Genomic DNA, 15374 nt, shown 5'->3' with positions numbered 1-15374 from the left:
CTTGATATTATTTAAGTAGAGCGTTGGTATCGATAATTAAAGCTACATTTCCATCACCAAGTATCGTAGCCCCTGACACAGCGAATAAGTTAGTCAAATATTTACCTAGAGGCTTGAGTACGATCTCTTGCTGTCCAATCAATTCATCTACAAGTACAGCTGCTAATTTGTCACCTTTACGAATAATGATAAGATCGCTTTCCGTTTTGTCACTAAGCTTATAGTTAGGTACTTGAAGTAGTGAACCTAATGTAAGAATAGGAATAACGGTATTTCGGTAATCAAGCATCGCGTTACCATGCACATGACGAATCTTGCTAATTTCAATAGAAGCCGTCTCCACAATAGAAGACAGTGGCAACGCATATTTCTCATCACCCAGACGAATGAGCATAGCTGAAATAATAGATAAGGTTAACGGCAATTGAACCGAGAACTTGGTTCCTTTGCCAAGAGTTGATTCGATCTGTACAAGACCACCAAGTGACTGGATTTTAGTTTTAACCACATCAAGACCAACCCCACGTCCAGATACATCAGAAATTTTCTCTGCTGTTGAAAATCCAGACTCAAATAATAGCTGGTAAACATCCTGATCACTCATATTAGAGCCTTGGTCAGCAGTTATAGAACCCTTCTTAATTGCGGATTGAAGTACTTTCTGACGATTAATTCCCTTACCGTCATCCTCAATCTCAATGAACACATGATTACCGCTATGGAAGGCACTTAAATGAACTGTACCCGTCTCACTTTTACCAGCTTTAATCCGTTCATCAACTGTTTCAACACCATGATCTAGAGAATTACGCAATAAATGAACCAGTGGATCACCTATCTCTTCAATAACTGTACGATCTAGCTCAGTTTCAGCACCTGTAATAACAAAATCAACTTTCTTGTTCAGGTTTTTGGCTAAATCTCGAACCATTCTTGGGAACCGATTAAATACAGAATCAATTGGAACCATTCGTAATTTCATGACCATGTTCTGTAAATCACTACTAACCCTGGCTAAATGTTCAACCGTTTCAGTTAACTCATTCTTGCGAATTTCTGAAGCAAGTTGTTCTAATCGCACACGGTCAATTAACAGCTCAGAGAACAAATTAATTAACTTGTCGAGTCGGTCTATATCAACCCGAATTGTACGACTAGCAACAGCCATATTAGGTGAAGCAACCGTCTTGGCCTCTGTGTTAGAACTAGCTTCATCTTGTAGTTTCGTAAGTATCGGGACTTCAGCTGCTGCAGTTTCTAGAACTGCGAGATTGGAAGTTGAAAGTTCAAGAGCTTCTTGATATAACATCTCATCTAAAGTTTCACGGTCCAAAGGAAGAATTCTGACGGATTCAACCTCTGAAATATTCATGAGTTCATTCGTTAGTGATTCATTGTCAATTTGCGAAATATAGAAAAGAGAAAATGAAAACTCAAATTTCTCCTGTTCTAAATCTTGAACAGAAGGATTTGATTTAACAACCTCGCCCCTATTTTCCAATACGTTAAATACCATATAAGCTCTAGCAGCTTTCAGAACGCACTGGCTTGACAACTTCACTTCAACAAAAAATACATGATACTTCGATTCGATGGACTGAAGAAGAACAGAATACTGGAATTCATCCAGAATTTGATCTACATTGACCTCATCCAGAATAGAGCTTGTACTGCTTGCTTGTACTGCTGTTGTCTGTTGTTTGGTCTCATAATCACCAGAAACAACAGACTTCAATTCCGCAACAATTTGGGTAACGTCGGCCTTACCAGTTCCACCTTGAATGATATCCTCTACCATTGTTTCTAGAGCATCTAGGCTCTTAAAAATACAATCAAAAATAAAAGGATTCATTTTAAGCTTAAGGTTTCGAACTAAGTCAAGAACGTTCTCCATTTCGTGAGTAAGTGAAGCTAAATCTTCAAATCCCATAGTAGCTGACATCCCTTTTAAGGTGTGAGCAGAACGGAAGATATGATGCACAATCGAGATATCTTCTGGATTGTTTTCGAGATTCAGCAAATTATCATTCAATGCCTGCAAATGCTCTCTCGATTCATCAATAAAAATGGATAAGTACTGGTTTAATTCCAAAATACGTACACCTCCGATAATAACTATTTGCTCTTCGCCCTAGGATGTCATAATTCACTCTGCACCGCTTGTACAAGTTGCTCTGAAATTTTATGTTGCGGTAATACATGAGTAGCTGCTTGCAGTAATACTGCCGATCTTGGCATCCCATAGACAACACATGTCTCTTCTGCTTCGGCGATCGTATTCTCCGCACCGCTTTCTAATAATGCGAGCATCCCTTTAGCACCATCACTGCCCATACCAGTCATAAGCACGATATGCCGCTTTAATTCTTTTAATGGAATAAGCGAATTAAACATAACGTCAACTGATGGTCGATGACCAGATACTGGATCTTCTTTAGATAATATAATACGGTATCCTTGCGTCACATCTTTAACTATCTGCATATGCCAACCTCCCGGCGCTACATATGCAGTTCCTCTTTGAACCTTCATGTTGTGTTCAGCTTCAACCACTTTAATCTGGCAAACATCATTCAATCGATTTGCGAGCGACTTCGTGAAATTTGGTGGCATATGCTGAACAATAAGTATTGGTGCTCTGAATGACGCTGGAATTTGAGTTAACACTGCATTTAATGCTCTAGGTCCACCAGTCGATGTTCCAATAGACACAATGTGCTTAAATGAATCCAGATTTCCATGAACCGCTGTAACCACTTCTTGGCTATTACCTGTTCTTGTAAATGGTTTAAGTGTTGTTGGTGTAGCTCTAGTTGTTGTTATAGGTGGTTTCGGTGCTGTTATAGGTGTTGTAGTCGCTCTTGTCACAGCTGCTGTAATATCTGGTGGTGGACTTGGCTGTTTAATGCTAGATTTTATTGCAATCATCAATTTCTCATGAATCTGTCTCTTAACCTTAAATAAATCCAAAGAAACAGAACCAGACGGTTTTCGAATAAAATCAATCGCGCCATACTCTAGCGCCTTAATCGTTTCATTCGTACCTGTGAGAGTTAATGAACTAAGCATTACAACAGGGGTCGGTTCTTCCGACATGATCCGCTTCAATGCATCTAAGCCATTCATTTCCGGCATTTCAATATCCATCGTCACAACATCAGGTTTAAGAAGCTTTACTTTCTCAACTGCTTCTTTTCCATTTTTGGCAGTATCAATGACTTGAAATTGTGAGTTATCCGCAATAAGATCACTAATAATCCTTCGCATAAAAACGGAATCATCAACAACTAATACCCGATATGATGCCATGTTATTCACCCTAATATAGTTAGATTGTGTAGATCTTGACGCTAAATTTACTTTTGCATAAGTCGAATCATCTTGCTCAAAAAGCCTTTAACCCCATTCGAAGTCACTTCTTTATCCACTGACCCTTCATTCGAAAGATAATCATCAGCTATTTTTTGAATACCTTTAGAAGCAATCGAATTGGGAAATGCCGTATAGAAAGGAACTTGTCGTTTGACAGCTTTCGACACATTCAGGTCAGAATCCACGAACCCTAACACCGAAATGTCAAGATTTAAGAACTGCTGTGCAACCAAACGAATTTTACTAGCAGTTTGTTTACCTTCCTTCACATCAGTAACTTGATTTACCACGAGCTGGAAAGAAACGACATGACCCATAGAATGAATCATCTTAATCAAGGCATATGCGTCGGTTATTGCTGTAGGTTCGGGAGTTGTGACGACTATTGTCTCATTTGCTGCTAAAATAAACTTCAACGTTTCTTTCGATAAACCTGCTCCGGTATCAAAAATAATATAATCCACATGTCCGGAAAGTTCATTCACTTGTTCATAGAAGTAATTTAAATCTTCATTTGTTAAGGAAATAAGATCATTAAACCCCGATCCACCTGCAATAAAACTAATTCCATATTTCGTTTGCTGCATAATTTCCCAGATCGTTTTTTGTTTCTTCAACAAATGATATAAATTAAATTGAGGCGAGATTCCCATCAGAACGTCAATATTAGCCATTCCAATATCTGCATCAAATATTAAAACCTTATATCCTTTAGCTTGTAATGCCAGTGCAAAATTAAGAGTGAAATTGGATTTACCTACTCCGCCTTTACCACTTGATACTGTAATAACTTTTGTCGTTCTGTCGTGTTTATTGTGCTCACCTTGTACAAGATCACGTAATGCTTGAGCTTGGTCATTCATCAACGTAATCCCCCAGGATGAGATCAATAATCCGATCTTCTTTGAATAACACAATATCGTCTGGTACATTCTGACCATTGGTTATGTAGGAAACGGTTAGTCCAAAATCATGTAATAAATTGATGATACTGCCATAAGAATCTGTTTCATCACATTTTGTTAAAATGAGCTTGTCTAACTTGAATTTTTGAAAATTAGTCGTAATAGCTTTCATATCGCGATACTTCGTTGTCATACTTAGAACCAAGAAGGTCTCGCTTTGTCCTTGTGCTTGTAAAAGCGTATGTAATTCAGATACGTACATCTCATTCCTGTAATTCCGTCCTGCGGTGTCCATAAATATAATGTCGACATCACTCAGCTGTTCAAATGCTTTGTTCAAATCTTTGGGTGAATAAACAACTTCAGTAGGAACATTTAAGATGTTAGCATACGTTTTGAGCTGTTCAACTGCTGCAATTCGGTACGTATCTGATGTAATAAAGCCAACCTTACGTCTATACTTCAATACCTGTTCAGCAGCTAGCTTAGCAATAGTCGTTGTCTTACCAACTCCGGTCGGCCCAACAAAGTGAACAACACGAGTCTGCTTATTAATTGTACGATCCGGTTCGGGAGCAAAAAACTGCACTAACTGATTATGTAATGAATCACGCACAGCAGCTTCAGTGTATTCTGCCCCTTCACTAGCAATTTCCTCAAGAGTAGTAGCGATTAGTTGCTGAGTGATTTCAAGACTAACTTCTTGCTCAATTAAACGTCTCTCATATTCAGATAACACTTCCGGAAGTACAGCTTGTGCTTGTTGCATACTCTGCGCAACTGACATTTTCTGCATCATCTCGCGCATGCTTCGCATTTCAGCTATTATTGCATCTTCTTTATATTTACTTAATGACTCTGACACTTCGGCTTTAACCTGTTTAGGCTGAATCTCAGCTTGTAAATCAGGCTTAGCAGACATACTCATGAGCGGTTTAATTAAATCTAACGGTAAAGTAGTCTCTGTTCTCGGGGTAACTGGTCCAGGCGGTTTATTGGCAACTGTAAGTGTATCAATTGCAGCAACTACTTCAATTTTCTTCTTGCTAAACATTCCAAGAAATCCTCCGTGCTTGACATCCTTTGTGCTCAAAATGACAGCGTCATTACCTAAGTCACTACGGATCTTCTGAATAGCGTCAGGCATGGAGTCTACTAAGTAACGTTTAACCCTCATAAGTTAACAACCCCTACGCTTTGAATTTCTACGCTTGGCTCTAACTCGCTGTATGATAAGACAGGAATTTCTTGCATGGTACGCTCTAGAAGCTGTCTTAAATACATCCGAATTGTCGGTGAAGTCAGAATCAGTGGTTGTTGACCAGATTGAACCATTTTGCCCACTTGTTCACTTAATTTATGATAAATCAGTTGCGAAGAAGATGGATCCAGTGCCAAATAAGAACCTTGATCCGATTGTTGAACACTTTCAGCAATTTTCTTCTCAAGTGACGGTCCAACCGTAATGACTTTCAACGCTTCACTTCCAGATGTAAACTGATTCGTAATTTGTCTAGATAAGGATTGACGAACATATTCAGCTAAGATATCTGGATCTTTGGAGTATGTACCATAGTCAGCAAGTGTTTCGAGTATCGTAACCAAATCACGAACAGAGACTTTCTCTCTTAGTAACTTAGCTAGAACTTTCTGAACTTCACCAATTGTAAGCACATTTGGAATTAATTCATCAACAAGTGCTGGATAGACTTCCTTCGTATTATCGATAAGCGTCTTCGTTTCTTGACGACCCAGCAACTCATGCGCATGCTTCTTAATGACTTCTGTTAAGTGTGTAGCTACAACGGATGGAGGATCTACGACTGTATAACCAGACAATTCTGCACGTTCCTTAGTCGTTTCATCAATCCATAGTGCAGGAAAACCAAATGCAGGTTCTTTAGTCTCAATACCACCCACTGAGTCATCATCAATACCTGGACTCATAGCAAGATAGTGATTTAGTAATAATTCACCACGAGCCACCATATTTCCTTTAATTTTGATAATATATTCATTCGGGCGTAGTTGAATATTGTCGCGAATTCGGATTACAGGTACAACAATGCCTAATTCTAGTGCACATTGTCGTCTAATGAGGATAATCCGATCAAGTAAATCGCCTCCCTGCTGTGTATCGGCAAGTGGAATTAAGCCATATCCGAACTCAAATTCAATAGGATCAACTTGTAATAGAGAAATAACACTTTCAGGTGACCGTACTTCTTCGATCTGCTGTTCTTCTTCGAGCTGCTCGTCCTGAACCTGCTTTCGATCCAAATTTTTCTGCATGCGATAACCAGCAATAACAAGAACCACTGCAAGCGATATAGGTACGTACCACGTAATTGGCGTAAATATCCCGAGAAATGCAAGTGTTGCTGCAACGATATACATCATTTTCGGTTGTGCAGTAAGTTGATTAATAATATCCTCGCTTAAATTCCCTTCGGAAGCCGCACGAGTTACGATCAAACCAGAAGATGTAGAGATGAGTAAAGCAGGAATTTGTGAAACTAAGCCATCACCAATTGTAAGGAGTGAATATTTGTGTAGAGCCTCCATAATTGGAAGACCTTCCATCCACATTCCGATCGCTAAACCACCAATCAAGTTAATTAGCAACATGATGATCCCAGCAATCGCATCACCTTTAACAAACTTGGATGCTCCATCCATTGCTCCGTAAAAATCCGCTTCTCGCTCAATCTTCTGCCTGCGTTCTCTTGCCTGAACTTCATTGATGAGACCCGCATTCAAATCAGCGTCAATACTCATTTGTTTACCGGGCATAGCGTCGAGTGTAAAACGCGCTGATACTTCAGCTACCCGTTCTGACCCTTTGGTAATAACAATAAAATTCACAAGCACAAGAATAAGAAAGATGACGAATCCAACAACTAGATTACCACCAGCCACGAAATTACCGAAAGCACTTACAACAGATCCTGCTTCACCTTCGGCCAAAATATTTCTAGTTGTAGATACGTTAAGCGCTAGCCGAAATAAAGTTGTGATCAATAATAATGCAGGAAAAATGGAGAATTGTAATGCTTCTCGCGTATTCATTCCCACTAACAAAATCATAAGTGCGAGTGCAATATTGATAATTAATAAAAAATCGAGAAGGTGAATATTGACAGGTATAACCATCATGAGCACGATGCCAATAATTCCAGACAGTACAGTTACATCTTTTAATTTCATGATTCCTGCCTCCTTTCACATTTATCTCTTTTTACTTTTAGTCTTGTATACAAAAGCTAACACTTCCGCGACAGCTTGGAATAGATCAGCTGGAATTGATTTTCCTATATCAACCTGTGCATAGAGCGCACGTGCTAAAGGTTTATTCTCCATTACCGCGATCCCATGCTCCTTACCCTTTTCCTTAATCTTAAGCGCTATATAGTCGGTGCCCTTAGCGATTACTGTTGGAGCCTCCATTTGCTTGTCATCATACTTTAGTGCAACCGCATAATGAGTCGGATTTGTAATAATAACATCAGCCTTCGGAATGTCCTGCATCATACGCATCATTGCCATACGGCGTTGCTTTTCTTTAATTTTACCCTTAATGAGCGGATCGCCTTCTGACTTCTTATACTCATCCTTGATATCTTGCTTAGACATCCGTAAATTCTTGTTATATTCATATCGCTGGTACATGTAATCGAGAAAAGCAATGACAACTAAAAGTCCACCTATCTTGAGACCAAGCGATAAAGTTACGGATACAACATAAGATAACACTTGTTCCAAAGGCACTCTACCAAGTGCTAGTATCCTATCCTTCTCACCCCATAGGGTAAAATAAACGACTAAGCCAATAATCATGATTTTAATGATCGATTTAAAAAACTCCACTAACGATCGCATAGAGAAAATGCGTTTAAATCCCTGAATAGGATTGATATTGCTAAATTTAACTTTGAGTGGTTCAGCTGTAAGCAAAAATCCGAACTGCATAATATTACCTAAAATACCAATTACCATTGCCGTCAGTAATAATGGAGCAAGGACAATCATAGCTTGAAAAAATATAGAGGTGAAAAAAGGTCTAACATTACCTTCTGTTAAATCCATTAGCAAACGATTCTGGAATATGTCATTAATTAACGACATAAACCTCTCTTTCATGAAACCGCCGAACATAATAAATAATAAAAATGAAAAAAACAATATGAAAGCAGCTGGTAGCTCCATGCTCTTAGCTACTTGGCCTTTTTCTCTCGATTCACTTTTCTTCTTCGGCGTGGCTTCTTCCGTTTTCTCTTGAGAAAACATCTGCAAATCAAGCTTCACAATGTAACGAGACACGGTCACCCCACCCCAAAGTTTTCTGGAAGAAAACTCACTTCGTAAGCAATAGCTTAGTTTTCCTAAGGAAAACTATCTTCGAAAGCATATACTTAGTTTTCTGGAAGAAAACTCTCTTCGTAAGCATTAGCTTAGTTTTCTAGAAGAAAACTTTCTTCAGTAAAATTTGCTATCCTGCAATAATTTGCATGAACTTCTCCATAGATCTAAGCATTTGGATGAATAAATTTTGGAAAAGTGATGATATACTGGACATCATAACAATTAGAATCACTAAACCTACTAATAATTTTAAAGGTATACCAATAACAAACACGTTAAACTGCGGAGCAACACGTGTTAGTAGACCAAGTCCTAAATCTGTTAAAAACAAAGCAACGAGGACTGGTGCTGCAAGCTGAAAAGCGAGTGAAAACACAGTTACAAAGGATTGCGTTATAAACGTTGAAACTTGTCCATCATACATCTTAGCAAATAATTCATTCGTTAATGGAATCCAGGTATAGCTTTCTAAAATCCCTCTTATAAATAAGTGATGACCATCTAAAGCTAGAAATAACAAGGTAGCAATCATAAATTTAAAATTACCAATAATCGGAGCTGCTGCTCCCGACATTGGATCAATTACATTCGCGATCCCAAACCCAATTTGAAAATCAATCAAAGAACCTGCAATTTGGAATGTTGTAAAAAACATATAAGCTATAAATCCTAGTGTAATGCCAACCAATACCTCTCGGATGACATACATGATGTACATCCCATCTAACTCAACCTGTACTTGCATTCCTACAGAAGCAAATGCAATAAAAGATAGGAGAGCTGCAAGACCAACTTTCAATATTGCCGGCAGATTTCGAGAAGAAAAGATAGGAACTACGACAAAGAAAGCACTTATTCGACATAAAATTAACAAAAAATTAGGCAACAACTGTAAGTATTGCTCCATGACATTCACAACCTAGCCAATATAGTTAGGTAAGTTATTAAATAAATTTGTTGTGAAATCGACTAATGTAGTCATAATCCAAGGTCCAAATAGAAGTATCGAAAGAAGTACAGCAACAATTTTAGGAACGAATGCTAACGTCTGTTCTTGAATTTGAGTTGTTGCTTGAAAAATACTAACAATAAGTCCTACAACGAGTGCAACAACGAGCATTGGAGCAGCGGCTTTAAGCACGGTAAAAAGCGCTTCGCCAGCTAGACGGATAACAAATTCCTGACTCATGGTGATGTCCTCCCTCCAGTAAGTAAAATCACTGCTTATTTACTAAAAGCAATTAATAAATTCTTTACGACTAAATGCCATCCATCAACTAATATAAACAATAAGATTTTAAAAGGAAGTGAAATCATAACAGGTGGTAACATCATCATACCCATTGCCATCAGTGTAGAAGATACAATCATGTCAATGATTAGAAATGGAATAAAGATGATAAAGCCCATTATAAATGCTTTCTTAAGTTCAGAGATCACATATGCGGGTACAAGAGCCGTTAAAGGAGCATCTTCCGCTTTCGTTGGATATTCCGCTTTCGAGTAATCCAGGAACAATTTCAGATCTTTCTCATATGTATGTTTCCACATGAACTGCTTCATGGGAATAGCAGCTTTCTGTAACGCTTCTGTTTGGGCAATTTCACCTTTTAGATAGGGTTGCAAAGCTACTTGATTCACCTCACCAAGTGTCGGAGACATAATGAAGAATGTGAGAAAAAGGGCAAGTCCCACAAGCACTTGGTTAGGCGGCATTGACTGTGTACCTAATGAATTCCGAACAAATCCAAGCACGATAATGATTCGAGTAAAACTAGTCATCATAATTAATATAGCTGGTGCTAAACTTAATATCGTCAATATCAAAATGAGCGTAATGGTAGTTGAAGCTCCTTCTGTTCCTGTCGATGATCCGATATTAAGATTTATGCCTGGTATAGGACTTGCAACAGCTGTATTCATTTGAAAAGCAAAAGTCAGAACGAAAACAAACGCTAGCATATAAATCAACTTTTTTAGGTTCATTCATCATTCAACCGATCTGTTTGTTTTTCCTGCAAAATTTCTTCAAACTTCTTTTTTCGATTCATCGAATTTTGCATTCTATCATAAAACACTTGCTGATAAGAAGGTGTTACTTCCTCTTCTATCGTTTGTTTATTTCTGAATTTCTTGACCCAATCACTGACTGATGGAAATTGCACAGGAGAAGTCTTATTTGTTAGCAACTCCGTTAAAAAAGCAACTTCATCAGGATCATCTATTTTTTCTAGTAACTGAATGTTCTCTCCAACACCTACTAAATATAGACAATGACCAATCTCAACGATCTGGATCGACTTGTTTTGTCCAAGTGGAACGCCGCCTAGTGAACGAATGGATTGGCCTGATCCGATCATCCGGTTTTTTTTGGCAAGTACACGCATGATCATATAGAACAAGGCGATCACGACTGCAAGCACCAAACAAACCTTAACGATCATAACAAACGATTCCCACACGCTTCCCGTTTGTCCGTTCATCTATATTCACTATCCTTCCAACTAACTTATGTATGCAGATTACCCTAAAGTTTTCTTAATTGCCTCGATTACACGATCTGCTTGGAATGGTTTAACGATGAAGTCCTTAGCGCCGGCTTGAATCGCATCAATTACCATTGCTTGTTGACCCATTGCAGAACACATAATCACTTTGGAATTAGGATCAATTTTCTTAATTTCTTTCAAAGCAACAATTCCATCCATTTCAGGCATTGTAATATCCATTGTAACTAAATCTGGGTGTAATTCTTTAAACTTTTCAATCGCTTGAGCTCCATCATTCGCTTCTCCGCAAACTTCATATCCATTCTTCGTTAAAATATCGCGGATCATCATTCTCATAAACGCTGCATCATCTACAACCAAAATTCTATTAGCCATAACGTAAAGTCCTCCTCAAAATAGTGCATTATCTAATTTTTTGAATACGATCCCATTGGCTTACGATATCAGTTACACGTACACCAAAGTTCTCATCAATTACTACAACTTCACCCTTGGCAATTAGCTTGTTATTGACCAAAATATCTACGGGCTCACCTGCTAATTTATCTAATTCGATAATCGATCCTTGGGATAGCTCCAAAATTTCTTTAATTTCTTTATTTGTTCTTCCGAGTTCAACCGTTACCTTCAGCGGAATATCTAACAATAGATTTAAATTTGTTTCATCTACGTTTGTATAACCACCTTGTGGTAATGCAGAGAATTGCACAGGTTGTACATTCACATTCCGGTTTGTTCCCTCACCGTAAGCTGCTGGCATATGAGGTGGAATTTGAACTGGCTGCTGATATACTGGCTGATTATAGTCAGGTTGCTGACGCATTTGAGAATAATCAGGAACTTGAGGAATCGGCTCTTGTGCATAAGGCGCAGACACTTCTTCAGTAATCTGTGCTATTGGAGCATCTACGGATGCTGCAGTTTGGCTCATACTATCACCTAATAAGGTAGAAATCATTTCTTTTGCAAAATCAAGTGGCAATAACTGCATAATATTAGAATCAATCAAATCGCCAATTATTAAGCGGAAAGAAACTTTTATTAATACATTATCTGTAGGTAGATTTGTATCCCCATTTGATAAATCTAATATATCAATTCCAGGAGGCGATATATTAATGAATCGATTAAAGATCGTCGACATCGATGTGGCCGAAGATCCCATCATTTGGTTCATTGCTTCTTGTACAGCACTAATATGTAACTCAGATAACTCGGACACAGACGGATGACCATCCCCGCCCATCATTAGATCAGCAATCACTTGAGCATCTTTAGTTCTGATCACAAGCAAATTCATTCCATTGAAGCCTTCCACATAATTCACATGCACTGCTACATGCGGTTGTGGAAATTCATTCACCAGATCTTCCCTCAAAACTATGGAAACATGAGGAGTCGTGATCTCTACCTTCTTGCCTAGGAGTGTCGAGAGTGCAGTTGCTGCAGACCCGAACGTGATATTTCCAATTTCTCCAAGTGCATCTTGCTCTAAAGGCGTTAAGAAATCATCGACTTCCGATTTACCCATAGCGGATTGTTCGGATGAATCATCGTTCGTTTGTCTAAGTAGTGCATCGATTTCTTCCTGCGAAAGATAGTCCTTACTCGTCATAGTCCTCAGCTCCTTCATTTACAATTTGCGTAATTTGTACTGCAATTTTACCTTTAACAGTACCTGGACTTCCCAAATATTTCAGTCGATCTCCAACCATCAATTGAAGCGATTGTCCGGCCTCTCTGTCAAGTTTAATGACATCACCAGCTGCAAGATTTAAAAACTCATGCACCGTAATTTGCGAACTGCCTAACTCTGCTACTATTGGTAGCTCAGCTTTCGTAAGGCGTGATTGCAAGGCATCAATTTCTTCTTGTGCACGAGTCTTTTTCTGAGAAACAAACCAATGATGAACGGATAACCTTGGCATAATCGGCTCAATTACAACATGCGGAATACATAAATTGATCATTCCCGTTGTATCTCCAATTTTGGTACTTAGAGAAATTAATGCAATCGTTTCATTGGGCGATACAATTTGCATAAATTGAGGGTTTGTTTCAAGCGCTTCAAGGCGCGGCTGAATATCTACGACCGTCTTCCAAGCTTCTTGTAAGCTATCGAATGCCTTAGCAAAGACTTTCTCCATCACAAGAGTTTCGATCTCTGTAAGTGCGTTTATTTTAGATGGAGAAGTCCCAAGACCTCCTAGCATTCGATCGAGCATAGCATATGCTACGTTCGGATGAACCTCCATCACCATTCTACCTTCTAATGGTCTCGCTTCAAATATGTTTAGGATCGTCATTTTGGGAATTGAACGAATAAACTCATCATAAGGCAGTTGCTCGACCTGCACAACGTTTATTTGCACAAAAGTACGTAATTGAGCTGAAAAAAATGTCGTTAAATACCGTGCAAAGTTCTCATGAATACGAGTTAAACTCCGAATATGATCTTTTGAAAAGCGAACTGCTCTTTTAAAATCATAGGTTCTAACCCGTTTTTCAGACTCTTCTTTCTTTAATTCTTCTGCGTCCATTTCGCCGGATGAAAGAGCAGCCAGCAGGGCGTCAATCTCATTTTGCGATAACACGTCTACCATGGAAGTCACCCCCTCTTAACCAAACTAATATGTGATCAAAAGCGTTTAATTTATCACCTTATCAGTGATATCAATACGCTTGATTTTTCCATTTTGAAAAAGCGGGTTTAATTGTTCCATTAAAGCTGATGTAAAATCATCGGAGCCTTGCTTACCTTTGATTTGTTCAACCTTGGTATCATTCAAAATTTTAATAATTGTTCCCTTAATGTAGGAATCAAGTAAATTTTCAAAATCAACCTTTGTCTTCTCATTCTCTAGTTGAAAAGCAAGAGAAGTTCGAATAACAACCGTACTTGTAGAATCTAGGTTCGTAACAATTTCTTTGACCACAACCGTGTTTTCTTTTACTTCTTTAGAACTAATTGGATTCGATGTACTTGTACTTTCGACACCATTTGTTGCTGATTGAATTTTTTTGTCCAGAGAGAACCATACCACGACAGCAGAAGTTAAAATCAGTGTAATTGCAATAAGTACAATAATAACCATAGTAAGCATTCGATTTTTCATTTAAGAGCTCTCCTCCGTATCCTTTGACATAATCGCCGCTCTTACAGAGCCTATTTCCTGCATATATTTCTGCACCAGACTGATAACAACAGTCGCTTTCTCAAGCACTGTAATCTTCCTGCCAGTTGTCAGCGTAATCATCGTATCGGGAGTCTCTTCTACGATCTCGATTAATAGAGCATTCACTATTATTGGTTTGCCATTAAGGCGCGTAAGAGAAATCATGTTCTCCTCCATATGTAGGTAGTAGGGGGGAGTTTCTCTCCCCCTCTAACTGACTAGATCATTTAATTAACGTTTTAGGTTTACAACTTCTTGTAAAATTTCATCGGATGTCGTAATAATTCTGGCATTCGATTGGAAACCACGCTGTGCAACAATCATTTCGGTAAATTCAGAAGTTAGATCTACGTTGGACATTTCAAGTGCTCCTGAAACAATGGAACCGACACCCGCTGTTCCTGGAGGTGTATCTAACACAAGTTCTTCACCTTCAGGAGTCGCATTAAGGGTATTACGATATAAATTACCACCAATTTTTTCAAGTCCTGCGGGATTGACAACAGTCGTCACAGCGATTGTATGTGGAACAGTTGTGTCGCCATCCTTAGTCTTCACAATTACCTGTCCATTTGAACCAATTGTGAAGGCTTCAGCATTCTCAATCTTGATAATTCCGCCACCATCATCGCAAACAAACAATCCATCAGCGTTTACCAATTGTCCCTTCGCATCCAAAGAAAAATTACCTGCGCGCGTTAAGTAAGGGACTTCTTGATCAACCGTTCCTTTTACTGCAAAAAACCCGTCTCCATCAATACGTAAATCTAACGGATAGTTTGTAGTCATTGCACTACCAGGAGTATGGATGACATCAATCCCACCGATCGCAACACCTAAACCTATTTGTTTCGGATTAACCCCACCGTTTTCGTCAGTAGCCGCAGTAATACCTGATGTAGTCTGACTCAGTAAATCTTTAAACGCGATACGGCTACCTTTAAAGCCATACGTATTAACGTTCGCAATATTGTTACCAATTACGTCTAGTTTCGCTTGAAAGCCTCTCATTCCGGATACCCCGGAATACATTGATCTCAACATTGTAA

At 38.7% G+C, this 15374-nt stretch carries 16 protein-coding genes; all 16 read right to left on the bottom strand.

Annotation, left to right across the window (positions count from 1 at the left end; translation table 11 throughout):
- Window positions 1–7: 7 nt before the first annotated feature.
- The 16 genes from AC1DOK_RS05955 to flgG all read right to left on the bottom strand — a co-directional run bounded on the left by AC1DOK_RS05955 (window position 8) and on the right by flgG (window position 15369).
- Complete coding sequence (locus AC1DOK_RS05955; RefSeq protein ID WP_477553327.1) at window positions 8–2092, bottom strand: chemotaxis protein CheW; 2085 nt, start codon at window positions 2090–2092, stop codon at window positions 8–10.
- Between the two features lie 47 nt (window positions 2093–2139).
- A complete protein-coding gene (locus AC1DOK_RS05950) occupies window positions 2140–3309 on the bottom strand; it encodes a protein-glutamate methylesterase/protein-glutamine glutaminase (protein WP_477553326.1) in 1170 nt (389 codons plus the stop codon).
- Between the two features lie 47 nt (window positions 3310–3356).
- Entirely contained in the window at window positions 3357–4235 is an 879-nt protein-coding gene (locus AC1DOK_RS05945; RefSeq protein ID WP_477553325.1) for a MinD/ParA family protein, read from the bottom strand.
- On the bottom strand, window positions 4228–5454 hold the full coding sequence (gene flhF, locus AC1DOK_RS05940; RefSeq protein ID WP_477553324.1) for a flagellar biosynthesis protein FlhF: 1227 nt from the start codon (window positions 5452–5454) through the stop codon (window positions 4228–4230). Before flhF ends, AC1DOK_RS05945 begins: the two co-directional genes overlap by 8 nt.
- Window positions 5451–7484, bottom strand: coding sequence for a flagellar biosynthesis protein FlhA (gene flhA, locus AC1DOK_RS05935; protein ID WP_477553323.1), 2034 nt, complete (start codon window positions 7482–7484; stop codon window positions 5451–5453). Before flhA ends, flhF begins: the two co-directional genes overlap by 4 nt.
- 21 nt (window positions 7485–7505) lie before the next feature.
- The gene (gene flhB / locus AC1DOK_RS05930) at window positions 7506–8564 is read right to left on the bottom strand and encodes a flagellar biosynthesis protein FlhB (RefSeq protein ID WP_477553430.1); all 1059 of its coding nucleotides are present in this window, start codon (window positions 8562–8564) and stop codon (window positions 7506–7508) included.
- A gap of 202 nt (window positions 8565–8766) precedes the next feature.
- Window positions 8767–9546, bottom strand: a complete 780-nt coding sequence (gene fliR, locus AC1DOK_RS05925; RefSeq protein ID WP_477553322.1) for a flagellar biosynthetic protein FliR — start codon at window positions 9544–9546, stop codon at window positions 8767–8769.
- A 12-nt stretch (window positions 9547–9558) separates the two neighbouring features.
- The gene (fliQ, locus tag AC1DOK_RS05920; protein ID WP_477553321.1) at window positions 9559–9828 is read right to left on the bottom strand and encodes a flagellar biosynthesis protein FliQ; all 270 of its coding nucleotides are present in this window, start codon (window positions 9826–9828) and stop codon (window positions 9559–9561) included.
- A gap of 35 nt (window positions 9829–9863) precedes the next feature.
- Window positions 9864–10625, bottom strand: coding sequence for a flagellar type III secretion system pore protein FliP (gene fliP / locus AC1DOK_RS05915; RefSeq protein ID WP_477553320.1), 762 nt, complete (start codon window positions 10623–10625; stop codon window positions 9864–9866).
- Window positions 10622–11122, bottom strand: a complete 501-nt coding sequence (locus AC1DOK_RS05910; RefSeq protein WP_477553319.1) for a flagellar biosynthetic protein FliO — start codon at window positions 11120–11122, stop codon at window positions 10622–10624. Before AC1DOK_RS05910 ends, fliP begins: the two co-directional genes overlap by 4 nt.
- Before the next feature lie 39 nt (window positions 11123–11161).
- Entirely contained in the window at window positions 11162–11524 is a 363-nt protein-coding gene (locus tag AC1DOK_RS05905; protein WP_477553318.1) for a response regulator, read from the bottom strand.
- 28 nt (window positions 11525–11552) lie between these two features.
- Complete coding sequence (fliY, locus tag AC1DOK_RS05900; protein WP_477553317.1) at window positions 11553–12764, bottom strand: flagellar motor switch phosphatase FliY; 1212 nt, start codon at window positions 12762–12764, stop codon at window positions 11553–11555.
- Window positions 12754–13752 (bottom strand): flagellar motor switch protein FliM, encoded by a 999-nt coding sequence (gene fliM, locus AC1DOK_RS05895; RefSeq protein ID WP_477553316.1) that lies wholly within the window; start codon window positions 13750–13752, stop codon window positions 12754–12756. The genes fliY and fliM overlap by 11 nt, the downstream gene beginning before the upstream one ends.
- Window positions 13753–13797: 45 nt before the next feature.
- On the bottom strand, window positions 13798–14265 hold the full coding sequence (locus AC1DOK_RS05890; protein WP_477553315.1) for a flagellar basal body-associated FliL family protein: 468 nt from the start codon (window positions 14263–14265) through the stop codon (window positions 13798–13800).
- On the bottom strand, window positions 14266–14490 hold the full coding sequence (locus AC1DOK_RS05885) for a flagellar FlbD family protein (protein ID WP_477553314.1): 225 nt from the start codon (window positions 14488–14490) through the stop codon (window positions 14266–14268).
- Between the two features lie 66 nt (window positions 14491–14556).
- Window positions 14557–15369: a flagellar basal body rod protein FlgG gene (gene flgG / locus AC1DOK_RS05880; protein WP_477553313.1), complete on the bottom strand. Its 813-nt coding sequence runs from the start codon at window positions 15367–15369 to the stop codon at window positions 14557–14559.
- Window positions 15370–15374 lie beyond the last annotated feature (5 nt).

The organism is Paenibacillus sp. P5_B5, assembly GCF_056400365.1.
Note: the sequence above shows the minus strand (reverse complement) of the source record. Positions and strands in the feature narration are given on the sequence as shown.